This window comes from Thermus sp. LT1-2-5 (assembly GCF_040363165.1).
Lineage (GTDB): Bacteria > Deinococcota > Deinococci > Deinococcales > Thermaceae > Thermus.
The window spans coordinates 24538-47149 of the sequence record NZ_BSRG01000015.1 but is presented as its reverse complement, the minus strand read 5'-3'; the positions used below and the strand labels follow the sequence as shown (position 1 = coordinate 47149).

The window sequence follows — 22612 nt, the reverse complement described above, 5'->3', positions numbered from 1 at the left end:
GTGAAGGGGTATTTGATGCCGAGGCGGCACTACGGGAGCGTGGAGGAGCTTAAAGAGGCTGTGGTGCAGGCCCTAAGGGCCCTCGGGGGTGTGGAGTTGAAAATCTTGGGGGAGGGCACTTAGCCCCCAGCCGCGAGTGAAGGGCCCTTGCCGGCTCCAACACGGAAAGCAGATTGGGCGCCTGGCTCAGGTACAGGGCGCTCACGCCCAAGGCGGGGTCCACGAAGAAGTAGGTGCCGCCAAACCCGGCCCAGGTGAACTCCCCCGGGCTTCCCGGCGAAAGGCCCGCCTCGCCCAAGCGCACCGCCACCCCAAGCCCAAAGCCGTACCCCGGCCCCGGAAGGTACTCGGGGCCCCGCTTCAAGCCCTCGACGTAGAGGGGGCCCAGGTGGTCTTGCGTCATGAGCCGGGCCAAGCGGGGGTGGAGGAGGCCTTTGCCGGTGCGCAGGGCCTCGAGGAACCCCAGGTACTCGGAAGCGGTGCTCACCCCGCCCATCCCGCCGGCGTACCGGGGGGGTGGGGCCTCCACGGGGATGAGGACGATGCGCCGGCCCGTTTCCGGGTCCCGGGAAAAGGGCTGGGCCAGGCGGGTGGGGTCTTTGGCCTGGAAGCCGGAATCCCGCAGGCCCAAAGGGGCAAAGACCCACGCTTCCAAGAGGTCCTTTAGGCTCTTCCCCGTGGCCGCCTCCAGGAGGTGGCCCAACACGTCGGTGGAAAGCCCGTACTCAAAGGCCTCCCCCGGTTGGAAGCGGAGGGGCAAAGCGGCGAGCCGTTCCAAGAAGGCCTCCCGGTCCAGATCGAAGCGGTCCACGCCGGCCTCGAGGTAAAGCCGCTTCACCGGGGAGGAGAAGAAGACCCCATAGGTAAACCCTGCCGTGTGGCGCAAAAGCTCGTAGACGGTGAGGGGGGCCCGAAGGGGCTCCACCACCACCTCCCCGCCCACCTCCCGCCCCACCCGCAAGGCCCCAAGCTCGGGCAGGTACTTCTCCACCGGGTCCAAGAGGCTCAAAGCCCCCTCTTCCACCAGGCTCAGGGCCAGGGCGGAAACCCAGGGCTTGGTCATGGAGTAGAGGCGGAAAAGGGCGTCCTCCCGCATGGGAAGGCGCTTTTCGGGGTCCAAATAGCCGTAGACCCCCTGGAAGACCACCTCCCCCTCCCGGGCCACCAAGACCACCGCCCCCGGCAGGAAGCCCTCCTCCGTCATGTGGCGGAAAAGCCGGTCCAGTCCGCTAAAGTCCACGCCTCACCCCCTTGGCTACGGCCGCTAAGCGGGCGCGGCTCCCAGGGTCCGCCCCCCGTCCACGAAGAGCACCTGGCCGGTGATGAAGCTAGACTCGTCGGAAACCAAAAAGAGCGCGGCGTAGGCCACCTCCACGGGGCTTCCCGCCCTGCCCAAGGGCGTGGCGGCGATGGCCCTCTCCCGCACCTTCTCCGGTACCTTGGCCGTCATCCGCGTCTCGATGAACCCTGGGGCCAGGGCGTTTACCCGGATCCCGTACCGCCCCAGCTCCAAGGCCAGGGTCCGGGTGAGCCCCACCACCCCCGCCTTGGAGGCCGCATAGTTGGCCTGTCCTAGGTTCCCCAGGTACACCCGGCTAGACGTGAGCACGATGCTCCCCGGGTTCCGCTCCCGCATGGCCTCCGAGGCCGCCTTGGCCACCAGGAAGCTCCCCGTGAGGTTCACCCTTAGGACCAGCTCCCAGTCCTCCAAGGGCATCTTCCAGTGGAAGTTGTCCCGGGTAATGCCGGCGTAGTGCACCACCCCGTCCAGGCGGCCCAGGCGGGCCAAGGCCTCTTGAAAGCCCCGCTCCACCGAAGCGGGGTCGGCCACGTCCATGACCACGGGCAAGGCCCCCGTGGCCGCAGCCGCCTCCGCCAAGGGGCCTTCCTCGATGTCGCAGGCCACGAGCTGCGCCCCTTCCCGGGCGAAGAGCTCCAGGGTGGCCCGGCCGATCCCGTGGGCCGCCCCGGTAATCAGGACCACCTTATCCTTGAGCCGCACGGCGCACCTCCCCACGACCGAACGGTCGGTAAGGCCACCCTACCCCTCCTCCTCTCCTCTCGTCAAGCGCCAGGCGTAAAAGGGCGTTTCCACGAAGGGAGGAGGCCCGCCCAGGTAGACCCGTAGGCCCGGTAGCAGGAGGGTCTCCCCCTCCCACTCAAAAGCCAAGGGGTCCACGGGAAGGGGGTAGTGCAACACCCCTTCCCGTGGAAGGCTAAGCCGAAGCCACTCCGGCGGGGAGAGCCGGCCCACCAGGAGGTAACGGGCCCGCCTCGGACCGCTTTCCGTGTAAAAAGGGGTTTCCTTGCCCAGGTCCAGCAGGAGCGCCCGGCCCCGCACGTAAAGCCGAGCCCTATCCGTCCAGGTAGACATGGGGCCTCCCCGCCACGTGGGCCACCCGCACCCGGGGCCCGTAGAGCCCCTGGAGGAGGGGCTCCGTCAGCACCGCCGCAGGCGGCCCTTCCGCCACAAGCCGCCCCTCCCGCAACACCGCCACCCGGTGGGCCAAGGCCGCCTGGTTGGGGTCGTGCAGGACGGAAAGCACCCCCACGCCTCGCCCCGCCAAGGCCCTAAGGAGGGCCACCACCTCCCCTTGATGCTCCAGATCCAGATAGGTGGTGGGCTCGTCCAAGAGGAGGTAGCGGGGCCGGGCGGCCAACGCACGGGCCAGAAAGACCCGTTGCCGCTCGCCCCCGGAGAGGGTACCGAGGAGCCGCCCCCTAAGGTGGGCCGCCCCCGCCGCCTCCAGGGCCCAGGCCACCGCCTCGAGGTCCTCCCGCCCCTCCCGGCCCCATAGCCCCAGGTAGGGAAGCCGCCCCAGGCGCACCACCTCCTCCACCCAAAGCCCCTCAGGGTAAGGCCCTCCTTGGGGCAGGTAGGCGAGAAGCCGGCCCCGGGCGTAGCTCCCGTAGGCGCCAAGGGGCTTCCCCTCCAGGTACACCGCTCCGCCTTTGGGCCTAAGAAGCCCCGCCATCACCCGAAGCAAGGTGGTCTTGCCGGAGCCGTTGGGGCCGAGGAGGGCCAGCCATTCCCCCGGGCCCACCCTGAGGTCCACCCCCTTTAGGGCGAAAGGCCCCACGATACCCCTCGCCTCAAGCCCGCCCACGCCGCCTCCAAAGGAGGTAAAGGAAGAAGGGCCCTCCGAGGAGGGTGGTCACCACCCCCACGGGAAGCTCGGCGGGCCGGGTAAGGGTGCGGGCCAGGAGGTCGGCCAGGGCCAGAAGGACGGCCCCGCCCAGGGCGCTCGCCGGCAGGAGCAGGCGGTAGTCCTCCCCCAAAAGCCGCCTTAAGGCGTGGGGGGTGACGAGCCCCACGAAGCCGATGATCCCCGCCTGGGCCACGCTGGCGGCGGTGAGGAGGCTGGCCGCGGCCAAAAGGAGGAGCTTTAGCGCATTGAGGGGAAGGCCCAGGCTTCGCGCCACCTCCTCCCCAAGCTGCAGGGCGTTAAGGACCCGGCCCAGGAGGAAAAGGGGCGGTAAGGCGAGGAGGAGGAAGAAGGCCAAGGCCCTCACCCCCGGCCAGCCCAAAAAGGCCAGGTTCCCCAGGGTGTAGGCGAACACCGCCCGAACCCGATCGGCGTCCTGGAGCATCAGGTAGGTGGTGAGCCCCGTGAGGACGCTGCCCACCACCACCCCCGCCAAGACCAGCTCCCCCGTCCGCGCCACCCCTCCGGCCAAGACCAGGGTGAGGAGGGTGGCGAAAAGGGCCCCCAGGAAGCCGAAGAGGGTGGCGGAAAGGGGAAGGCCCTGGAAGACCGCATGCTGGGCGAAGGCGGGGGAAAGCCCGCCCATAAGGACCGCCAACAGGGTCACGCCAAAGGCCGCCCCCGAGGCCGCCCCCATGAGATAGGGATCGGCCAAGGGGTTGCGGAACAGGCCCTGGAAGGAAGCCCCCGCCACCCCCAAGGCCGCCCCCACCAGCATGCCCCCGAGAACCCTGGGCAGGCGTAGCTCGGTGATGATGGGGTTCTCCTCGAGGCCCAACAGGGCCCGCACCACCTCCCCGAAAGGCACCGCCACCGCCCCCAAGGCGAGCCCCAAAACCAAGGCCAAGGCCAAGAGGGCCAAGAGCCAGGCGAAGACGAGGCTCCGCCTGAGGGCAAGGGGCAAGGACAAGGTCATGGCCTAGCGCCCGTGGAAGCAGTCCACCAGGAGCCTAAGCCCTTGGGCCACCCGGGGGCCGGGGCGGGAAAGAAGGTTGTCCTCCCCCCCCGTATACACGCAGATCCTCCCCGCCTGCACCGCCCTCACCCGGCTCCAACCCGGTCGGCTCTGTATGGTTTCCCGGGCGTTCGGGTAGGTGGCCACGATGACCTCGGGGTTCTTCTCCACCACGAACTCGGGGGCGATCTTGGGGAAAAGCCCAAGCTCCTTGGGAACGATATTCACCCCCCGGGCCTTCTGGATGAGGACCCCGATAAAGCTTTCCGGCCCCACGGTGTAAGGGGTGGGGTCAATCTCGTAGTAGACCCGGGGCCTGGCCTTGGCCTTGGCGGCCCGGGCCTCCTCCTGGTAAACCTCCTTCTGGATCTGGGCCACCAGCCTTTCCCCCTGCGACCCAAGCCCCAGAAGCTGCGCCAGGGTGCGTACGGTTTTGAAGATGTCCTCGTAGGTTTCCGTGCGCACCACGAACACGGTAAGCCCTGCCCGCTCCAGGGTTTCGTAAAGCTTGCCGTAGCGGGAAACCAAGACCAAGTCCGGCTTCAAGGAGACGATCAGCTCGGGGTTAGGGTTGTAAAGCCCCCCCGCCTTGGGCAGGCGCTTCACGCTCTCCGGCCAATCCGAGTAGTCGTCCGTGGCCACCAGGCGGTCGCAGGCCCCCAGGGCGCACACCGTCTCCGTAACCGAAGGCAGCATGGAGACCACGCGCTTAGGGGGGGCCTTCAGGGTCACCGAGCGGCCCAGGTCGTCCGTGAGGGTGAGGGGAAAGGCAAAGGCTAAGGCCAAGAGAACCGACAAAAACGCCCAGATTTTCCTCATGCCCACCTCCCTAAGGCCGCTAGGGCCAGGCGCACCGGGCCCGGGGGAGGTAGGGCAACGCCCCTGCCGAAAGAGCGGCAGGGGCACCAAAACGCTTGAGAAGCCCCCAGCGCTCCCCCATCCGCGTGAGGTGCCCGCCACGGGGTAAGGCGGGCGGCCCTGGCAGGTATTCGGGCTTCCGGCCTGCGAGGAAAGGCCCATGGCTTGGCCGGTTACCGTTGCGGGACAGCGCCGGACTTGCACCGGACTTCCCCACTTTAAGCCTGGGCTACGCACCCAGGCACCAGGGCAACGGACCTGGCTTTGAGGCCCTAGCGGGCCTTGGCTTCAAGGCTAAGCCCTGGAGGGCGAACCTGACAAGGGCTTGACGGAAGGCGGGGGCGGTGGTTTACTTAGTCCCGAGAACGAACTAAAGGGGGGCACGGGTGCGCAAAGGGGACACACAGGAAATCCGCAGGCTGAACCGCCGGGCCATCTTGGGCCACCTGCGGCGGGGTCCCCTCACCCGCGCCGACCTCTCCCGGCTCACGGGCCTGGCCAAAAGCGCCGTGAGCCGCCTGGTGGACGAGCTCTTGCACGAAGGCCTCCTGGAGGAAGGGGCCTCCACCTCCCCGCCCTTGGGGCGGCCGGGAACCCTGTTGCACCTGCGGCCAGGGGCCCGCTTCGCCCTGGGAGCGGAAATCGGGGTGGAAGGTACCGTCCTCCTGGCCCTGGACTGGCGGGGTGAGGTGCTTTGGGCCAAGGAGTGGGCCCACGCCAAGGAGGCGGGGCCGGAGGAGCGCTTCGCCCGGCTTCTGCAGGAAAGCCTGCCTGAGGCCCAAGGGGCCTTGGGCCTCGGCTTCACCCTGCCCGGCGTGGTGGTGGGAACCCAGCTCCTTTACGCCCCCAACCTGGCCTGGCGCAACCTGGATTTGAGCCCCTTTCTGGCCTCCTTCCCCCTACCCACCTTGGCGGAAAACGACGCCAAGGCCTCCGCCCTTTCCGAGGTCTTCTTCCACGGGGAGGAAAACCTGGCCTACCTGGTCCTCAGCACCGGCCTGGGCGTGGGCGTGGTGGCGGAAGGCCGCCTCCTCCGGGGAGCGAGTGGTGCGGCGGGGGAGGTGGGCCACTGGCTCGGCTTTGGGGAAGCCCCTTGCGCCTGTGGGCGCAAGGGGTGCTTGGAAACCGAGCTCGGCCTGGGAGCCTTGCTGCGGCACCACCGGGCCTTGGGAGGGGAAGCGGAGGACCTCGAGGCCCTCTTGGCCCAGGCCCAGGCGGGCCACCCCCTGGCCCGGACCGCCTTGGCCCACCTAGGGGACGCCTTGGGCCGGTTTGTGGCCAACCTGGCCGTGGCCTACGACCCCGCCCGGGTAGTGGTGGGGGGCAAGGCGGCGGAGCTCTTTCCCTTCTTGGAAGCCCCCTTGCGCCGCGCCCTGGCGGCGCACGCCTTTTTGGAAACCCACCGCACGCTTTCCGTGCAACCCTCTTCCTACGGGCACCTGGCGGCGGCGGTGGGCGGGGCGAGCCTCTTTTTGGCGCGCTTCTTTGAGTTGGGCGGCCTGTGGGCGGAAAGCCCACGTCGCAATGGAGGTAGGTATGAGGAAGTGGCTTTGGGTACTCGGCATGGCCTTGGGGCTTAGCGCCCTGGCCCAGACGGGCAAGCTAGAGATCTTTTCCTGGTGGGCGGGGGACGAGGGGCCGGCCCTCGAGGCCCTCATCCGGCTCTACAAGCAGAAGTATCCCGGCGTGGAGGTCATCAACGCCACGGTGACCGGAGGAGCTGGGGTTAACGCCAAGGCGGTGCTCAAGACCCGGATGCTCGGCGGCGACCCCCCCGACACCTTCCAGGTCCACGCCGGCATGGAGCTCATCGGTACCTGGGTGGTGGCCAACCGCATGGAGGACCTCACCCCCCTCTTCCGCCAGGAGGGCTGGCTCCAGGCCTTCCCCAAGGGGCTCATTGACCTCATCTCCTACAAGGGGGGCATCTGGAGCGTCCCGGTGAACATCCACCGCTCCAACGTCATGTGGTATATCCCGGCCAAGCTGCGGGAATGGGGGGTGAACCCGCCCAGGACCTGGGCCGAGTTCCTCGCCACCTGCGAGACCCTGAAGCGGAAGGGCCTCCAGGCCCCCTTGGCCCTGGGGGAAAACTGGACGCAACAGCACCTTTGGGAAAGCGTGGCCCTGGCCATGCTGGGGGCTGACGGCTGGAACAACCTTTGGAACGGCAAGCTGAAGTTCACCGACCCCAAGGCGGTGGCGGTCTGGGAAACCTTCGGCAAGGTGCTGGACTGCGCCAACAAGGACGCCGCTGGGCTTTCCTGGCAGCAAGCGGTGGACCGGGTGGTGCAAGGCCAGGCCGCCTTCAACATCATGGGGGACTGGGCCGCAGGGTACATGGCCACCACCTTGAAGCTTAAGCCCGGCACCGACTTTGCTTGGGCCCCTTCCCCGGGCACCCAAGGGGTCTTCATGATGCTCTCCGACTCCTTCGGCCTGCCCAAGGGAGCCAAGAACCGCCAGAACGCCCTCAACTGGCTCCGGCTGGTGGGGTCTAAGGAAGGGCAGGACACCTTCAACCCCCTTAAGGGCTCCATCGCCGCCCGCTTGGACTCCGACCCGGCCAAGTACAACGCCTACGGCCAGGCGGCCATGCGGGACTGGAAGTCCAACCGCATCGTGGGCTCCTTGGTCCACGGGGCCGTGGCGCCGGAAAGCTTCATGAGCCAGTTCGGCACGGTGATGGAGATCTTCCTCCAGACCAAGAGCCCGCAGGCGGCGGCCAACGCCGCCCAGGCCATCGCCGACCAGGTAGGCCTGGGCCGCTAAGCGCCCTTCTCCCCGTGGGGGCTACGTCCCCCACGGGGTTTTCCCCGAGGACACATGCGCGACCGCATCACGGCTTTCTTGGTCCTCCTCCCCTCCTTGGTGGCGGTGGGCATCTTCGTCTACGGCTTCATCGGGCAAAACCTCTACGTTTCCCTCAGCGACTGGGGCAAGAACCCCGCCCAAGCCCTGGCCGAGAAGCCCACCCTCCACTTCGTGGGCCTCTCCAACTACCGCGAGCTCTTCACGGGCTTCGTGGACGTGCGCTTCCGCCAGAGCGTGGTGAACCTCATCTTCTTTACCCTCTTCTTCATGGCGGGAAGCCTAGGCCTGGGCCTTCTCCTGGCGGTGGCCTTGGACCAAAGCCCAAGGGGGGAAGGCTTCTTCCGCACCGTCTTCCTCTTCCCCATGGCCCTTTCCTTCGTGGTCACGGGGACCATCTGGCGCTGGCTTCTCCAGCCCCAAGGCGGGGTGAACGTCCTGCCCACGCTGTTGGGCCTACCCCCTTGGTCCTTCCCCTGGCTCACCACCAGGGAACAGGTCCTGGTCTTTGACTGGAACCAGCTTCCCTTCTACACCGCCTTGGTGGTGGGGCTTGTGCTCCTCTACGTGGCCTACCGGGCCCACCGGGAAGGGGAAGGGAAACGGCGCCTTTATGCCCTCCTTTCCGGCGGGTTGCTCCTCCTTTGGGCCTTCACCTTGGGACGGAGCGCGCACCTCCTTCCCTACCCCGAGCCCCATGGCTTCAGTTTGGCCTTGGTGGGGGTGATCCTGGCGGCCATGTGGCAGATGTCGGGGTACACCATGGCCCTGTACCTGGCGGGGCTTAGGGGAATACCCGTGGAGGTCCTCGAGGCCGCCAAGGTGGATGGGGCTACCCCCTGGCAGACCTACCGCCACGTGATTCTGCCCCTCCTTGCCCCCATCACCCTTTCCGCCATGATCGTGTTGGGGCACATCGCCTTAAAGATCTTTGACCTCATCTTCGCCATGGCCGGCCTGGACTACGCCCCCACGGACGTGCCCGCCATCTACATGTACCTTCTGGCCTTCCGCGGCAACCAGTTCGCCAAGGGTGCGGCCATCGGCATCCTGCTCCTCCTCCTGGTGGCGGTGGTGGTGGTGCCCTACCTGGCCAGCCAGCTTCGGAAGGAGGTGCGGCGCTGATGGGCCGGGTCATCCTCTACGCCTTCCTCCTCCTCATGGCGGGCTTTTTCCTCCTTCCCGTCTACCTGGTGGTCCTCACCGCCTTGAAGGAACCCGCCAAGATTACCCTGGACACCGTTTGGCACTGGCCCGACCCCGTCTACTGGGAAAGCTTCCGCATCGCCTGGGAGGCCTTCCGGCCCAAGTTTCAAAACTCCTTGGTCTTGGCCATCTCCGCCACCCTGCTTTCCGCCCTGGTGGGGGCCTTAAACGGCTACGTGCTGGCCAAGTGGCCCTTCCCTGGGTCCAACCTCCTCTTCGCCCTCTTGCTTTTCGGGATGTTCATCCCCTACCAAAGCATCCTGATCCCCCTCTTCCAGTTCGTGAAGGCCATCGGGCTGTACGGGACGCTCCTTGGCCTCATCCTGGTGCACGTGATCTACGGCATCCCCATCGTCACCCTAATTTTCAAGAACTACTACAGCGAAATCCCCGACGAGCTGGTGGAGGCAGCCCGCATTGACGGGGCCGGCTTCTTCGGGGTTTTCCGCCACGTCATTCTGCCCCTCTCCGCCCCCGCCTTCGTGGTGGTGGCCATCTGGCAGTTCACGCAGATCTGGAACGAGTTCCTCTTCGCCGTGACCTTGACCCGGCCAGAAAGCCAGCCCATCACCGTGGCCCTGGCGCAGCTCGCCGGGGGGGAGGCGGTGAAGTGGAACCTGCCCATGGCGGGGGCCATCCTGGCCGCCTTGCCCACGCTGTTGGTCTACATCTTCCTAGGCCGCTACTTCCTGCGGGGGCTTCTGGCGGGGTCGGTGAAGGGCTAGGCCGGCTTGAGACCTTCCAGAAGCGTTGCCGCCATCTCCTGGGCCTGCTGCAAAAAGGCCCGGGGATTTTCTCCTTTAGCCAGGGCCAGGGCCTCGAGGTAGGCCTCCAGGTATTCCTCGGCGATGAGGGCCATGACGGTGAAGGCCAAACGGCGCCAAGCATCCTCCAGGGCCCGGGCCTCCTCCAAGGAGAGGTGCCCCCTGGCCCTTCGGCCCACCTCCTCCACGAGCCAGTTCCACATGGCTGCCATCATGGCGTTGGTCACGCCGCGGCGCACGTGCACGAGCCCCACCAGGGCCTGCCAAGCGAAGTACTGCCCGTTGAAAGGACCCCGCAGGGTACGGAGGTACCAGTCTCTAAGGGTTTTCTCCCGGGCTGGCCTCTCCCCTTCGCGGAACACCTTTCGGGTGGCAGGATGGCCGAAGAGGGTATCGTAAAAGCCCTGCACCAGGTCCTCGGTCCAGCCTTCCATCAGAGGAGCATACCGGGCCAAGACCTTTCCATCCTCTAGCGGCCGGAAGCGGGCGGAAGGGGGCAGCTGGCTCCAGATCTCTTGGGCGATCTGGTAAAAGCGGGCAAGGTTCTTCTCCGTCATGGGGCCAAGATACCAAATCCCGCTAGACTATCCCCATGCAAGCCTGGGTGCAGGAGAAGCTCGGCGCCCCCTTGGCGCGCAAAGAGGTGGAGGACCCCACGCCGGGGCCAAGGGAGGTGGTCCTCCAGGTGGAGGCGGTGGGCCTCAACTTCGCCGACCACCTGGTGCGGCTTGGGGCCTACCTCACCCGGTTCCACCCGCCCTTCATCCCGGGAATGGAGGTGGTGGGGCGGGTGGGCGATCGCCGCTACGCCGCCCTCGTGGGCCAAGGGGGGCTTGCGGAGAAGGTGAAGGTGCCGGAAACGGCCCTCCTTCCGGTGCCGGAAGGGCTTAGCCCAGAGGAGGCTGCGGCCTACCCCGTTTCCTTCCTCACCTCCTACCTGGCCCTAAGGCGGGCGGGGGCCAGGCCGGGGGAAAGCGTCTTGGTGCAGGCGGCGGCGGGAGCCTTGGGCACGGCGGCGGTGCAGGTGGCGAAGGCCCTGGGGCTTAAGGTGGTGGCGGCAGCCTCGAGGCCGGAAAAGCTCGCCCTCCCCAAGCGCCTCGGGGCGGACCTCACCGCTTTCTACGAGGAGCTGCCCGAACGGGTGAAGGCCCTAGGCGGGGTGGACCTCCTCCTGGAGGTGCGGGGCAAGGCGGTAGAGGAAAGCCTCAACCTCCTCAAGCCCATGGGGCGCCTGGTCTACATCGGGGCGGCGGAGGGGGAGGTGGCCCCCATCCCTCCCCTCAAGCTCATGCGCAAGAACCTCACCGTGATGGGCTTTTGGCTCGCCCCCCTCCTGGGGGAAAGGCCCCTGGTGGACGAGGCGCTAGGCTTCCTCCTCCCCCGCCTGGGCAAAGCGCTTAGGCCCGTGGTGGGGCAGGTCTTCCCCTTTGCCCAGGCGGAGGCCGCCTTCCAGGCCCTCTTGGACCGGGGCCACACGGGGAAGATCGTGGTCCGGTTATAGACCGAGGTAGGCCCTGGCCGCCGCCAGGTCGAAGAGGGCGTGCCCCACGCTCTTGAAGAGGACGAACCGCCCTTCCCCCCGCCGGCCCAAGAGGGCCTCCCGCAAGGGGATGACGGGGCGGGCGAGCCCCTGAAGCTCCCCCGCCTCCATGAGGGCATCCTCCGTGTCCGCGTAGAGGGCGGCCTGGGCCACCAGGGCCTCGGGCACCTCCCGCATCTCCGGGCGGAAGCTCCCCACCGCCGCCAAGAAGACCCCCTCCGGCACCCGGGGGGGCAGGACAGGGGTGGGGCTTGGGGTGGCGGTGACCAGGAAGGCCACGTCCTCCGGGACCTCGTCCCCGGTCCACGCCTCGGCGGCCAACCCCAGCGCTCTGGCCCGCTCCAAGAAGGCCAAGACCCGTTCCCGCCCCCTCCCCCGCACCAGGACCCGGGTGAGGGGAAAGGCCTCGGCGAAGGCCTCGAGGTGGGCCACGCCCACGGCCCCGGGCCCCACCACCAACAAAGCCCCTTCCCGCCTCGGGGCAAGGAGGGTGGCGGCGAGGAGGGAAAGGGCGGCGGTGCGCCTTTGCGTGAGCTCCTCCCCGGGAAGGTGGAGGACCTCCCCCGTGGCGAGGCGCCTCACCCACACCTCCGCCTGCACCATGGGGGTCTTGCCCGGCTCCACCACCACCAGCTTGCACACCGCCACCTCCCCATCCGCCGCTGGCATCACCAGAAACTGCCCCGTGGGCAAGGGCAGGACCTGCCGCTTGGGCGCCACCGCCCCCTCCAGGAGCACCCGCCGGATGGCCTCCGCCAGTTCCAAGTAGCTCGGCATAGCCCTAGAATGCCCCACATGCAGGCCCTCCTCAACACGGTGGTTCCCGTGGCCCTGGTGGTCCTCGCCGGCTACCTCCTGGGGCGGCGCGTGCCCATGGACCTCACCACCCTAAGCCGCCTCACCCTTTACCTTCTGGTCCCCGCCCTCATCTTCGACGCCATGTACCGGGCGGAGTACACCCGGGAAGGGCTTTGGGGGCTCACCCTGGGCTTCGCCCTCACCTACGCCCTCCTGTTCCTCACCATCCAAGGAACGGGAAGGCTTCTTGGGCTTTCTCCCCAGGCCACCAAGGGCCTCTTGGTCTGTAGCCTCTTCCCCAACTCGGGCAACATGGGCCTTTCCCTCACCTACTTCGCCCTGGGGGAGGAGGGCCTCAGGCGGGCCGTGGTCTACTTCATCCTCTCCAGCGTGGTCATGTTCGGGCTCGGCCCCGCCTTTATCCGGGGCGGGGGGCTTCGGGATGGGCTTCGCCTCACCTTAAGCCTTCCCCTCTTCTACGCCCTCCTTTTGGGCCTCCTCCTCAAGGCCCTGGGCCTCACCCTCCCCTTCCGCCTGGACGAGGGGGTGCGGCTCATGGGCCAGGCGGCCATCCCCGTCCTCCTCCTCACCCTGGGGATGCAGATGGGCCAGACCCGCTTCCAGGTGGGCGCCTTCGAGGCCACCGCCAGCGCCCTAAGGCTCCTCCTCGCCCCCCTCCTGGCCTACGGGGTGGGGCTCGCCTTAGGGCTTCCCCGGCTGGAGCACCAGGTCCTGGTCCTTCAGTCCGCCACCCCTGTGGCGGTGAACGCCTTTCTCCTCACGCGGGAGTTCGGCGGGGACGCCCCACGGGTGGCCCGGAGCGTGGTGGTTTCCACCTTCTTCGCCTTCCTAACGGTTCCCCTGGTCCTCTACCTCATCGGGGTCCGGTAGGTGCGGGGCGCCCAGGTCCAGCTGGAAGAGCGCCGCCCCCTCGAAAACCCCCACCAGGCGGTGGTACCCCTCCTGAAGGGGCAAGCGGGCCTGGTACTCCCCAGGCCCCTCCAGGAAAAGCGCCCGCTCCAAGATTAGACGCTCCTCCCGGTACCACTTGAGGTGGAGGTAGCCGGGGCGGGGAAGCCTTTCCACCTTTAGGGAAAGCCTCGCCTCACTCCCCGCAGGGACGAGCCTGGCCACCACGAAGGGCCGCTCGGGCGAAGGGGGCTTGCCCGGGTCCAGGGGGAGAAAGGTGTAGCGGCAGGCGGAAAGGAAAAGAAGAAGGAGAAGAAGGCCCCTCACCTTCCCTCCCCCGCAGTGCAAAGGGCGAGGAGGGCGAGGGCGGCGGTTTCCGCCCGGAGGATCCTCCGCCCCAAGGTCACCGGGGTGAAGCCCCGCGCCTCCAAGAGCTCCACCTCCTCCTCGGCGAAGCCTCCTTCCGGCCCCACGGCCAGGGCCAGGGGCTTTTCCGGGTCCAGGGCCTCCCGCACCAAGCGGCTTGCCCCCACGTGGGCCACGAGGCCTTGGGTCACCTCCGGCACCGCCTTCAGGGGTATGGGGGGAAGGACCTCGGGCACCCTTAGCCTTCCTGACTGCTTGGCCGCCTCGAGGGCGATGGCCTGCAGGCGCCTAAGCTTCCCCTCCCCCATCTCCTTGGGCACGCTGTGCCGGGTGATGAGGGGTTGGATGCGGGTGGCGCCGAGCTCCGTGGCCATGCGCACCACCTCGGCCAGCTTGTCCCCCTTGAGGAGGGCCATATAGAGGACCACCTCCACCCCCACCTCCCGCTCCGGGCGGCGCTCCTCCAGGATGCGGTAGCGCACCGGGGGGCCCAGGTCCACCACCTCGGCCAAGGCCTCCCGCTCCGCATCAAACACGGTAAAACGGTCCCCCACCTGGGCCCTTAGCACCTGCAAAAGGTGGCGGCTTTCCCGGTGGGAGAGGACGCCGCTGAGGCCAGGGCTATAGGCGCGGTGGGGACGCACGGGCTACCTCCTATAGGCGAGGAGGACCCACTCCCCCTCCTCCGCCTCCTCCAGGGGGAAAAACCCCGCATCCCGGAGGGCCTCCCGCACCAAGGGGGCCTTCTCCTTAAGGATGCCCGTGAGGAGAAGCCTCCCCCCGGGGGCCAAGGCCTCCCCATAGCGGGGGGCAAAGGCCTGGTGAAGCTCGGCGAAGAGGTTGGCCACCAAGAGGTCAAAGGGGCCGAGGGGAAGCGCCTCCTCTAGGCTCCCTTCCAGAAAGCGCGCAAAAACCCCGTTTAGGCGGGCGTTCTCCTCCGCCTGGGGCAAGACGGAGGGGTCTATGTCCACCCCCACGGCCTCCGCCCCCAGCTTGGCGGCGGCGATGGCCAGGATGCCGCTTCCCGTGCCCAGGTCCAGCACCCTTTCCCCCGGGGCGAGGTGGCGGGCCAGGGCCATGAGGGCCAGGCGGGTGGTCTCGTGGTGCCCGGTGCCGAAGGCCATACCGGGCTCGATGACCAAGGGGATCTCCCCCCCCTCCCAAGCGTGCCAAGGGGCGAGAACCACGAAGGGGGGGGCCAGGGCAGGCTTCAGGTCGCGCCGCCAGGCCTCGAGCCAGTCCTCGTCCGGCGCCTCCTCCCAGACCCCCCCGTAGGGCAGGTCCAAGGGGGCGGGAAAGTAGGCCAGGACCTCCCCTTCCCGCTCCCAAAGCCCCCGCGCCCCCCGGTCAAAGAGCTCGGGGAGGATAGCGTCCAGTTCCCAGGGCGTGCCCTTTAGGCGGTAAACCCACACCCCGTCATTCTACGCGGTAGCGGCAGCAGCTTCCCCCCTCCGCCAGGCGTTCCTCCCGGAGGAGGGGGAGGCCCAAAAGCTCCTGGTAGGCCAAGAGCTCGCTTTGGCAAAGGGCCTCGTGTTCCCGGGAGAGGGCGAGCTTAGGACATCGGTGCTGGCAGAGGTAAAGCCTTCCTCCCTCCTCCACCACCTCCGCCTCGTAGCCCTGGGTCTTGAGAAAGGCGGCCAAGCGTTCCAGGCGCTCCCGCAGGGGAAGGCCCTTTAGGTTCAGGGGAGCAAAAAGCTGCCGGTTCCTTTCCAAGAGGAGCCGCACCACCCCTTCCTTCCCCAAGGCCCCCTCGAGGCCCTTGAGCACATCCTGGCAAAGGGCGGCGTAGGGGGCTCCTTCGTCCTGGGCCTGGTAAAGGCGGTAGGGCCGGCCCCGGCCCGGGCAGCGGCGCACCTCCGAGCGCACCAGGCCCCGGGCCTCGAGGTCCTCCAGGTGCTTGCGGGCCGCCACCTGGCTGATGCCCAGGGCCTCCGCCACCTCCTTGGCCGTGCGGGGCTTGACCCTGAGGAGGTCCAGAACCCGTTCCTTGGTACCTTCCAGGAGAAGGGCCATATCAGGCCATGGGCAAAGCGATAAAGGCCTGGACGCTCAAAGCGGCGGCAAGCTCCCGGGCCGCCCGGCGGAAGGCCTGGGCCTCTGGCCCCTCCGGGTCCTGGGCCACGATGGGGGTGCCTTGGTCCCCGCTTTCCCGTAAGGGAAGGGTGAGGGGGATCTCCCCCAGGAAGCGGGCCTTGAGCCGCTCGGCGAGCCGCTTTCCGCCCCCCTCCCCGAAGATGGGGGTGGGCTTGCCGCAGTGGGGGCAGAGGAAGGCGCTCATGTTCTCCACCACCCCCAGGATGGGCACCTGTACCTTCTTGAACATGTCCGCCGCCCGCTCGGCGTCGATGACGGCCACCTCCTGGGGCGTGGTGACGATGACCCCGCCGGAAACCTGGGTGAGCTGGGCCAGGCTAAGCTGCACGTCCCCGGTGCCTGGGGGGAGGTCCACCACCAAATAGTCCAGCTCCCCCCAGTTCACCTCCTCCAAGAACTGCTTCAGGGTGCCGTGGAGGATGGGCCCCCGCCAGATCATGGCCTGGCCCGGGGGAACGATGTTGGCCATGGAGAGGACCTTGATGCCGTGGGCCTCCAGGGGGAGGATCCGGCGGTTTTGGTCCACCTTGAGCTTCTGCCCCTCCAGACCGAACATCTTGGCCTGGCTCGGGCCATAGAGGTCGGCGTCCAACAGCCCCACCTGGGCCCCCTCCTGGCTGAGGGCCAGGGCCAGGTTAGCGGCCACGGTGCTCTTCCCCACCCCACCCTTGCCCGAGGCCACCGCCACCACGTGCTTCACCCCGGGAATAGGGTACTTTTCCGGGGGACGCACCCCCCCGCCGAAGCGGACCCGCACCTCCTCGAGGCCCAAGGGGAGGAGGGCCTTGCGGATGTCCGCCTCGATCTGCCCCTTGAGGGGACAGGCGGGGGTGGTGAGGTTCACGAGCACTTCCAGCCGCTTGCCCTCAAGCCGCACCTCCCCCACCATGCCCAAGGACACCAGGTCCTTCCCCAGCTCGGGGTCCATCACCGTGCGCAGGGCCTCCAGGACCCGCTCTTCGGATAGCGCCATACCGGGCCTAGAGTATACCCGGCGATAGCTTTGGGCAAGGGGTGAAGGCACAATGAGGGCGTATACTCCTCCCTATGCACCCCGCCTGGCAAAAACGCCGCTTCTTTGAGCTCCATGTGGCCTGGCTCATCCAAGGGCCCCAGGGGTACCAACTCCTCTTCAAGGTGAACCCCTATAGCCTCTACCCCACGAGGGAAGAGGCCTTGGAGGCCGCCAAAGAGCTCCTCAAGGGACGTTTGGACCAAGACCCCAAGGTGGGCCGCCACCAGGCCCCCGTCCTCCTCTCGGAGGAAGACCGCACCCGGTTCCTGGTGCTCCTGGAAAGCGGCAAGGCCCTGTTGCCCCTGGACCGCTACGCCCTCTTGGGGGAGGTGGCGGAGGTGGAGGAGCGCCTCCTCCACCGCGCCCCCTTCCGCCACCCCAGCAACGTGCTCCATAGCCTAAAGGGGCTTCCCGTGCGCCTCCTTTACACGCCCCTCAACGACCCGGAGGCGGAAAGCCAAGAAGTGGCCCAAGGAACCCTGGAGGTCCTCCCGGAGGGCATCCGGGTGGGAGGGGTTTCCCTTCCCATCCCCCCCGAAACCCCCATTGAGGGCCTGGCCTACGAGGAGGCCTTCTTCCACCTGGAAAACGGGCGCTACTACCTCTACGCCCTTCCCTAAGCCCTGCCCTGGCCTTCCCCTGGCCCGCCCGGGTAAAGTGATGGATAGCATGGACCTACCCAAGGCCTACGACCCTCAGGCGGTGGAACCCAAGTGGGCGGAAAGGTGGGCGAAGAACCCCTTCGTGGCCAACCCCAAAAGCGGCAAGCCCCCCTTCGTCATCTTCATGCCACCCCCCAACGTCACGGGTTCCTTGCACATGGGCCACGCCCTGGACAACTCCCTCCAAGACGCCCTCATCCGCTACAAGCGCATGCGGGGCTACGAAGCGGTCTGGCTCCCCGGCACGGACCACGCCGGCATCGCCACCCAGGTGGTGGTGGAGCGCCTGCTCCTCAAGGAAGGCAAGACCCGGCACGACCTGGGCCGGGAAGCGTTCTTAAAGCGGGTGTGGCAGTGGAAGGAGGCGTCGGGGGGGACGATCCTCAAGCAACTCAAGCGCCTCGGGGCCAGCGCCGACTGGAGCCGGGAGGCCTTCACCATGGACGAGAAGCGCTCCAAGGCGGTGCGCTACGCCTTTTCCCGCTACTTCCACGAGGGCCTGGCGTACCGCGCCCCGAGGCTCGTGAACTGGTGCCCCCGGTGCGAGACCACCCTCTCCGATCTGGAGGTGGAAACCGAGCCCACCCCCGGCAAGCTCTACACCCTGCGCTACGAGGTGGAGGGGGGCGGCTTCATAGAAATCGCCACCGTGCGCCCGGAAACGGTCTTTGCCGACCAGGCCATCGCCGTCCACCCCGAGGACGAGCGCTACCAAGGCCTCATCGGCAAGCGGGCCCGCATCCCCCTCACGGAGATCTGGATCCCCATTCTGGCCGATAGCGCCGTGGAGAAGGAGTTCGGCACCGGGGCCCTCAAGGTCACCCCCGCCCACGATCCCTTGGACTACGAAATCGGGGAACGCCACGGCCTCGAGGCGGTGTCCGTGATCAACCTGGAAGGGAGGATGGAGGGGGAAAGGGTACCCGAGCCCTTAAGGGGCCTGGACCGCTTCGAGGCCCGCAAGAAGGCGGTGGAACTTTTCCGGGAGGCGGGGCACCTGGTCAAGGAGGAGGATTACACCATAAACCTCGCCACCTGCTCCCGCTGCGGCACCCCCATCGAGTACGCCATCTTCCCCCAGTGGTGGCTTTCCATGAAGCCCCTGGCGGAAAAGGTCATAAGGGGCCTGGAGCGGGGGGATATCGCCTTCGTGCCCGAGCGCTGGAAAAAGGTCAACCTGGACTGGCTCAGGAACGTCAAGGACTGGAACATCTCCCGCCAGCTTTGGTGGGGCCACCAGATCCCCGCCTGGTACTGCGAGGACTGCAACGCCATAAACGTCCCCCGCCCCGAGCGCTACCTGGAGGACCCCACCCTCTGCGAGGCCTGCGGAAGCCCCCGGCTCAGGCGGGAGGAGGACGTCTTTGACACCTGGTTCTCCTCCGCGCTTTGGCCCCTTTCCACCCTGGGCTGGCCAGAGGAGACAGAAGACCTCAAGGCCTTCTACCCTGGGGACGTCCTGGTTTCGGGGTACGACATCCTCTTCCTCTGGGTTTCCCGCATGGAGGTTTCCGGCTACCACTTCATGGGGGAAAGGCCCTTCAAGACCGTGCTCCTCCACGGCCTGGTCCTGGACGAGAAGGGCCAGAAGATGTCCAAGTCCAAGGGGAACGTGATCGACCCCTTGGAGATGGTGGAGCGCTACGGGGCCGACGCCCTACGCTTCGCCCTCATCTACCTGGCCACGGGGGGGCAGGACATACGGCTGGACCTCCGCTGGCTGGAGATGGCCCGCAACTTCGCCAACAAGCTCTACAACGCCGCCCGCTTCGTCCTCCTCTCCCGGGAGGGCTTCCAGCCCCAGGCGGACACCCCCACCCTGGCGGACCGCTGGATGCAAAGCCGCCTGGACCGGGGAGTGCGGGAGATCACCGCCCTTTACGAGGCCTTGGACCTAGCCCAGGCGGCGCGGGAGATTTACGAGCTCGTCTGGAGCGAGTTCTGCGACTGGTACCTGGAGGCGGCCAAGCCCGCCCTCAAGGCGGGGAACGCCCACACCCTCCGGACCCTGCAGGAGGCCTTGGCCACCCTCCTCAAGCTCCTCCACCCCATGATGCCCTTCCTCACCAGTGAGCTCTACCAGGCCCTCACGGGCAAGGAGGAGCTGGCCCTCGAGGCCTGGCCCGAGGCCCAGGGCAGGGAGGACGAAAAGGCCGAAGCCGCCTTTGAAGCGCTCAAGCAAGCGGTGACGGCGGTGCGGGCCTTAAGGGCCGAGGCCGGGCTTCCCCCGGGGCAGGAGGTGCGGGTCTTTCTGGAGGGGGAAACGGCCCCCCTGCGGGAGAACCTAGGGGTGTTCCGCTTCCTGGCCCGGGCCGAACTCCTAGAGGAGAGGCCGGAAAAAGCCTTGGTCAAGGCCTTGCCCAAGGTCACGGCCCGAATGCCCTTGGAGGGGCTTCTGGATGTGGAGGAGTGGAAGCGCCGGCAGGAAAAGCGGCTCAAAGACCTCCTGGAGCTGGCGGAAAAAAGCCAAAGGAAGCTCTCCGCTCCCGGCTTCCGGGAAAAGGCGCCCCGGGAAGTGGTGGCGGCGGAGGAGGCCAGGCTTAAGGAAAACCTGGAGCAAGCGGAAAGGATCCGCGAAGCCCTCAGCCAAATAGGGTGAGGCGGGGGTCGTGCGCCTGCCCCGGGGCCTCGGCCACGGCCTCCGCCAGGCGGAGGTTGAGGGTAACGAAGGGAAAAGCTCTCCAACTGTTCCAGCTCCACGATGGGCCGATCGGGGCGCAGGATGTACAGGCGGGCCTCCAGGAGGGTCTGGAAGGGCTTGGCCTGGGAGAGGTGGTCGGAAAGCCGCACCCCCCGGGGCACCAAAAGCCCCCCCGCCAAGAGGTAGTCCCCAAAGAGAAAAGTCAGCTGGCGCTTCTCCAAAAGCGCCGGGCTCGTGCGGGGTTCCGCCGCCTTGCCCCCCACCACCCACGGGATGCGCTCCTTTCGCAAGGCGAGGAAGCCCGTGCTGGCCTTCGGGTCCTTGGCTTCGGGGGGATGGGCGTACCCGGGGGCATACAATAGGGCCCCGGTCACGGGCAGGTACGCCTTTTCCTGGTTTAGGAGGTCTGCGGTGCCCGAGCCCGGCACCAGGTAGATCATCCCGTAGATCCGGTAGGCCTGGGTGTAGATCCTGGCCTCATGGGCTTCCCGCGGCCCTCTACACGGCTTACCTCCCAGTACGCCAAAAGCGCCTCGCTGAAGAGGGCGGGGTGCCGCCGCTCGTAGGCGAAAAGGAGCCTCCGGGCAATGTGGGCCTTGAGGGCCTCCTCCGGGGTGTCCAAGGCGGGGGGTGTGGCCAGGCGTCGCTTGGCCTCGCTCCCCAAGGCCACGTCCACCCGCTTCCAGGCCACGGGGTAAGGGGGAAGGCCAAGCCAGAGGGAGGCCTCCTCGGGGGGAAGGAGGGTGAAGCCCTGGGCCTTGGCGTAGGCAAGCCCCTCCGGGTTTTCCTCCGGGATGTAGACCCCCTCCCCCATCCGCGCCCGGGCCAAGGCCTCTCCCAGGGAAAGGGGGTGGGCGAAGGGCTCCCCCTGGGCAACGAGTTCCCCGGGTACCCGGAAGTCCAGGGCCTGGGCCTCGTAGCTCACGCTGCCGTTGAAACGGTTCTCCGTGAGGAGAACCGCCGCCTCCACGGGGTCGGGCACCTCCTTATCCCCCATGCGCCAGGCCACCACCCTTACCCCTTGGAGCCGGAAGCTACGGTGCTTGCCCTCCCCCATGGTCCGCACCTCCTCGGGGCTTCCCGCAAGCAAGAAGAGGGGCTCGGGGTTCCCGGCGCCAAAGGGCTCCAGGTCGCGAAGGGCCCGGTAAAGCTCCGCCAGGCGTGAGGCGGGGGGAAGCGGGCCCAGAAGCGGCACCTCCTGCACGGGGTCGGGGAAACGGGCGGCGTAGGCTTCGATCCGCCTTTGGAACTCGAGGAAGCGGTCCTCCTCAAGGGCGAAGCCCGCCGCCTCCTTGTGGCCGCCATAGCGCAAGAGGAGGTCCTCCGCTTCCTGGAGCGCCCCCACGGCGCTGATGGGGGGGAGGCTCCGCACGGTCCCCTTCCCTTGGGCCACCAGGAACACCGGGCGCAGGGTGGCCTCCAGAAGACGGCTCGCCACGATGCCCATCACCCCGGGGTGGCCCTCGGGGTCTTGGAGGACGATGGCCTTGGCCTCGGGGTCGGCCTGGGGGAGAAGCCTCCGCAGCATCTCCTCCTCTATGGCCTGACGGCGGGCGTTGAGGCGGTTTAGCTCCTCCACCAGGGCCCGGGCTTCCGCTTCGCTATCGGTAAGGAGGAGGCTTAGGGCCTTCTCCGCCTCTCCTAGGCGGCTTGCAGCGTTGATGCGGGGGCCGATGCGGAAGGCCACCTCCACCGCCTTCCCCGTATAGCCCACCGCCTCGGCGAGGAGCCTAAGGCCCACCCAGGGCGAGGCGGGCATGCGGGCCAGCCCCTCCCGCACCAAGGCCCGGTTCCAGCCCCAAAGCGGCGCCACGTCGGCGATGGTGCCCACCGCCGCCAAATCGGCATAGTCCCAGGGCGGGGGAAGGCCTAAGCGCTCGTGCAAGGCCCAAAGGAGCAGGAAGGCCACCCCCGCCCCCGTGGGGTGCTCCCCTAGCCCCGGGGTGTAAGCGGGGTGAACCACCAGGCCCGGGGGTGGGGTTTCCTTGGGGGTGTGGTGGTCGGTGACCAGGACCTCCACCCCGTTTTCCACCAGTTCCCTAAGCTCGGCGTGGTTGGTGACCCCGCAGTCCACGGTGAGGAAGACGTCCGCCGCCTCCAGGTGCTCGGGGATGCGCTCCATGAGGACCCCGTAGCCCTCCTCGAGGCGGTGGGGAATAAAGGGATGGACCTCGGCCCCAAGCGCCCGAAGCCCCCGCACCAAGATGGCCGTGCCCGTGAGGCCGTCGGCGTCGTAGTCCCCGTGGATGCGGATGCGCTTCCCCTCGCCCATGGCCCGGGCAAGGAGCTCAGCCGCCTCCTCCAGGCCCTTCAGGGGGAGCCGGGTAAGGGGGGGGGCGAGGTCCTCCCGCCGCCGTACCCCCCGGTGCCAGTAGGCCAAGGCCGCCTCAGGCCCCACCCCTAGGCCCTGCATGAGGCCAAGCCACTCGGGCACCGGGGGCAGCGGGAGGAGATGCCACCGGACCCTATCCCTCATGGCGCTTCCCGGTCGGGGATGCGGGGGATTTCCTCGATCCGCTCCCGTTTTAGGGCGTTCACCTCCCCTTGCAGCCGCCGCACCTCCCGGAGCAGGGCCCGCCGCCCCCCCATGCCGGAAAGCCAAAAGGCCAAGGCGTAAAGCCCCCCTACCAAGAAGCCCAAGGCGTAGGCGGCGGGGAGGACCAGGTAGAGGGGCCACGGGCCCCAAGGCGTGGGCACCGCCAAAGAGGGGTAGGTGAGGTAAAGGTAAAGCCCCGCCCCCGCCACCCCGAGGCTCACCAGGAGGAAGGTCCAGTGGACGAGCTTCAT

22 protein-coding genes, 3 pseudogenes and 1 riboswitch are annotated in these 22612 nt (G+C 67.9%); of the genes and pseudogenes, 9 read left to right on the top strand and 16 right to left on the bottom strand.

Annotated elements, in window-relative coordinates:
- Window positions 1-123 (top strand): annotated as a pseudogene (locus ABXG85_RS11010) (IS630-like element ISTth6 family transposase); the annotation flags it as partial.
- Here ABXG85_RS11010 and ABXG85_RS11005 read toward each other — a convergent pair.
- From ABXG85_RS11005 to ABXG85_RS10980, 6 genes and pseudogenes are all read right to left on the bottom strand, one after another.
- Window positions 119-1240: pseudogene (locus ABXG85_RS11005) on the bottom strand (serine hydrolase domain-containing protein); the annotation flags it as partial. The pseudogenes ABXG85_RS11010 and ABXG85_RS11005 sit on opposite strands and share 5 nt — an antisense overlap.
- A 24-nt stretch (window positions 1241-1264) precedes the next feature.
- The gene (locus ABXG85_RS11000) at window positions 1265-2002 is read right to left on the bottom strand and encodes an SDR family oxidoreductase (protein WP_353513677.1); all 738 of its coding nucleotides are present in this window, start codon (window positions 2000-2002) and stop codon (window positions 1265-1267) included.
- Between the two features lie 39 nt (window positions 2003-2041).
- Window positions 2042-2374 carry a hypothetical protein gene (locus tag ABXG85_RS10995; RefSeq protein WP_353513676.1) on the bottom strand — a complete coding sequence of 111 codons (333 nt, stop codon included), beginning with the start codon at window positions 2372-2374 and terminating at the stop codon, window positions 2042-2044.
- Window positions 2355-3107: an ABC transporter ATP-binding protein gene (locus ABXG85_RS10990; RefSeq protein WP_353513675.1), complete on the bottom strand. Its 753-nt coding sequence runs from the start codon at window positions 3105-3107 to the stop codon at window positions 2355-2357. The genes ABXG85_RS10995 and ABXG85_RS10990 overlap by 20 nt, the downstream gene beginning before the upstream one ends.
- The gene (locus tag ABXG85_RS10985) at window positions 3094-4122 is read right to left on the bottom strand and encodes a FecCD family ABC transporter permease (protein ID WP_353513674.1); all 1029 of its coding nucleotides are present in this window, start codon (window positions 4120-4122) and stop codon (window positions 3094-3096) included. Before ABXG85_RS10985 ends, ABXG85_RS10990 begins: the two co-directional genes overlap by 14 nt.
- 3 nt (window positions 4123-4125) lie before the next feature.
- Window positions 4126-4980, bottom strand: a complete 855-nt coding sequence (locus ABXG85_RS10980; RefSeq protein ID WP_353513673.1) for an ABC transporter substrate-binding protein — start codon at window positions 4978-4980, stop codon at window positions 4126-4128.
- Between the two features lie 144 nt (window positions 4981-5124).
- A riboswitch (cobalamin riboswitch) is annotated at window positions 5125-5283 on the bottom strand.
- Window positions 5284-5405: 122 nt separating this feature from the next.
- Between ABXG85_RS10980 and ABXG85_RS10975 the strand changes: the two genes are divergently transcribed.
- The 4 genes from ABXG85_RS10975 to ABXG85_RS10960 are packed head-to-tail and all read left to right on the top strand — an operon-like array spanning window position 5406 to window position 9761.
- The gene (locus ABXG85_RS10975) at window positions 5406-6599 is read left to right on the top strand and encodes an ROK family protein (RefSeq protein ID WP_353513672.1); all 1194 of its coding nucleotides are present in this window, start codon (window positions 5406-5408) and stop codon (window positions 6597-6599) included.
- Window positions 6556-7791 (top strand): ABC transporter substrate-binding protein, encoded by a 1236-nt coding sequence (locus ABXG85_RS10970; protein WP_353513671.1) that lies wholly within the window; start codon window positions 6556-6558, stop codon window positions 7789-7791. Before ABXG85_RS10975 ends, ABXG85_RS10970 begins: the two co-directional genes overlap by 44 nt.
- A gap of 54 nt (window positions 7792-7845) precedes the next feature.
- The gene (locus tag ABXG85_RS10965; RefSeq protein WP_353513670.1) at window positions 7846-8955 is read left to right on the top strand and encodes a carbohydrate ABC transporter permease; all 1110 of its coding nucleotides are present in this window, start codon (window positions 7846-7848) and stop codon (window positions 8953-8955) included.
- Entirely contained in the window at window positions 8955-9761 is an 807-nt protein-coding gene (locus ABXG85_RS10960) for a carbohydrate ABC transporter permease (protein ID WP_353513669.1), read from the top strand. The genes ABXG85_RS10965 and ABXG85_RS10960 overlap by 1 nt, the downstream gene beginning before the upstream one ends.
- Here the strand turns inward: ABXG85_RS10960 and ABXG85_RS10955 are convergent.
- Entirely contained in the window at window positions 9758-10357 is a 600-nt protein-coding gene (locus ABXG85_RS10955) for a protoglobin domain-containing protein (RefSeq protein WP_353513668.1), read from the bottom strand. The two genes, ABXG85_RS10960 and ABXG85_RS10955, sit on opposite strands and share 4 nt — an antisense overlap.
- A 35-nt stretch (window positions 10358-10392) precedes the next feature.
- On the opposite strand from ABXG85_RS10955, the gene ABXG85_RS10950 reads away from it, so the two are divergent.
- Complete coding sequence (locus ABXG85_RS10950; RefSeq protein WP_353513667.1) at window positions 10393-11301, top strand: zinc-binding dehydrogenase; 909 nt, start codon at window positions 10393-10395, stop codon at window positions 11299-11301.
- On the opposite strand, the gene ABXG85_RS10945 is transcribed toward ABXG85_RS10950, so the two are convergent.
- Window positions 11296-12117, bottom strand: coding sequence for a Rossmann-fold NAD(P)-binding domain-containing protein (locus ABXG85_RS10945; protein WP_353513666.1), 822 nt, complete (start codon window positions 12115-12117; stop codon window positions 11296-11298). The two genes, ABXG85_RS10950 and ABXG85_RS10945, sit on opposite strands and share 6 nt — an antisense overlap.
- A 9-nt stretch (window positions 12118-12126) precedes the next feature.
- Here ABXG85_RS10945 and ABXG85_RS10940 point away from each other — a divergent pair, with 9 nt between their 5' ends.
- Entirely contained in the window at window positions 12127-13029 is a 903-nt protein-coding gene (locus tag ABXG85_RS10940; protein ID WP_353513665.1) for an AEC family transporter, read from the top strand.
- Here the strand turns inward: ABXG85_RS10940 and ABXG85_RS10935 are convergent.
- From ABXG85_RS10935 to ABXG85_RS10915, 5 genes are read right to left on the bottom strand one after another with little or no spacing between them, the layout of a single operon-like run.
- A complete protein-coding gene (locus ABXG85_RS10935) occupies window positions 12988-13374 on the bottom strand; it encodes a hypothetical protein (protein WP_353513664.1) in 387 nt (128 codons plus the stop codon). The genes ABXG85_RS10940 and ABXG85_RS10935 overlap by 42 nt on opposite strands.
- Window positions 13371-14057, bottom strand: coding sequence for a 16S rRNA (uracil(1498)-N(3))-methyltransferase (locus ABXG85_RS10930; protein WP_353513663.1), 687 nt, complete (start codon window positions 14055-14057; stop codon window positions 13371-13373). Before ABXG85_RS10930 ends, ABXG85_RS10935 begins: the two co-directional genes overlap by 4 nt.
- 3 nt (window positions 14058-14060) lie before the next feature.
- Window positions 14061-14825: a 50S ribosomal protein L11 methyltransferase gene (locus ABXG85_RS10925; protein WP_353513662.1), complete on the bottom strand. Its 765-nt coding sequence runs from the start codon at window positions 14823-14825 to the stop codon at window positions 14061-14063.
- Window positions 14826-14829: 4 nt separating this feature from the next.
- Window positions 14830-15426 (bottom strand): helix-turn-helix transcriptional regulator, encoded by a 597-nt coding sequence (locus tag ABXG85_RS10920; RefSeq protein ID WP_353513661.1) that lies wholly within the window; start codon window positions 15424-15426, stop codon window positions 14830-14832.
- Window position 15427: 1 nt separating this feature from the next.
- A complete protein-coding gene (locus ABXG85_RS10915) occupies window positions 15428-16480 on the bottom strand; it encodes an Mrp/NBP35 family ATP-binding protein (RefSeq protein WP_353513660.1) in 1053 nt (350 codons plus the stop codon).
- Between the two features lie 74 nt (window positions 16481-16554).
- On the opposite strand from ABXG85_RS10915, the gene ABXG85_RS10910 reads away from it, so the two are divergent.
- Together ABXG85_RS10910 and ABXG85_RS10905 are read left to right on the top strand one after the other, a co-directional pair.
- On the top strand, window positions 16555-17142 hold the full coding sequence (locus tag ABXG85_RS10910; protein WP_353513659.1) for a hypothetical protein: 588 nt from the start codon (window positions 16555-16557) through the stop codon (window positions 17140-17142).
- 49 nt (window positions 17143-17191) lie between these two features.
- Window positions 17192-19783: a valine--tRNA ligase gene (locus ABXG85_RS10905; RefSeq protein ID WP_353513658.1), complete on the top strand. Its 2592-nt coding sequence runs from the start codon at window positions 17192-17194 to the stop codon at window positions 19781-19783.
- On the opposite strand, the pseudogene ABXG85_RS10900 reads toward ABXG85_RS10905, so the two are convergent.
- From ABXG85_RS10900 to ABXG85_RS10890, 3 genes and pseudogenes are all read right to left on the bottom strand, one after another.
- Window positions 19767-20343, bottom strand: a pseudogene (locus ABXG85_RS10900) (DUF6812 domain-containing protein). The gene ABXG85_RS10905 and the pseudogene ABXG85_RS10900 overlap by 17 nt on opposite strands.
- A complete protein-coding gene (locus ABXG85_RS10895; protein WP_353513657.1) occupies window positions 20262-22301 on the bottom strand; it encodes a single-stranded-DNA-specific exonuclease RecJ in 2040 nt (679 codons plus the stop codon). The pseudogene ABXG85_RS10900 and the gene ABXG85_RS10895 overlap by 82 nt, the downstream one beginning before the upstream one ends.
- Window positions 22298-22612 carry a LapA family protein gene (locus ABXG85_RS10890; protein WP_353513656.1) on the bottom strand — a complete coding sequence of 105 codons (315 nt, stop codon included), beginning with the start codon at window positions 22610-22612 and terminating at the stop codon, window positions 22298-22300. The genes ABXG85_RS10895 and ABXG85_RS10890 overlap by 4 nt, the downstream gene beginning before the upstream one ends.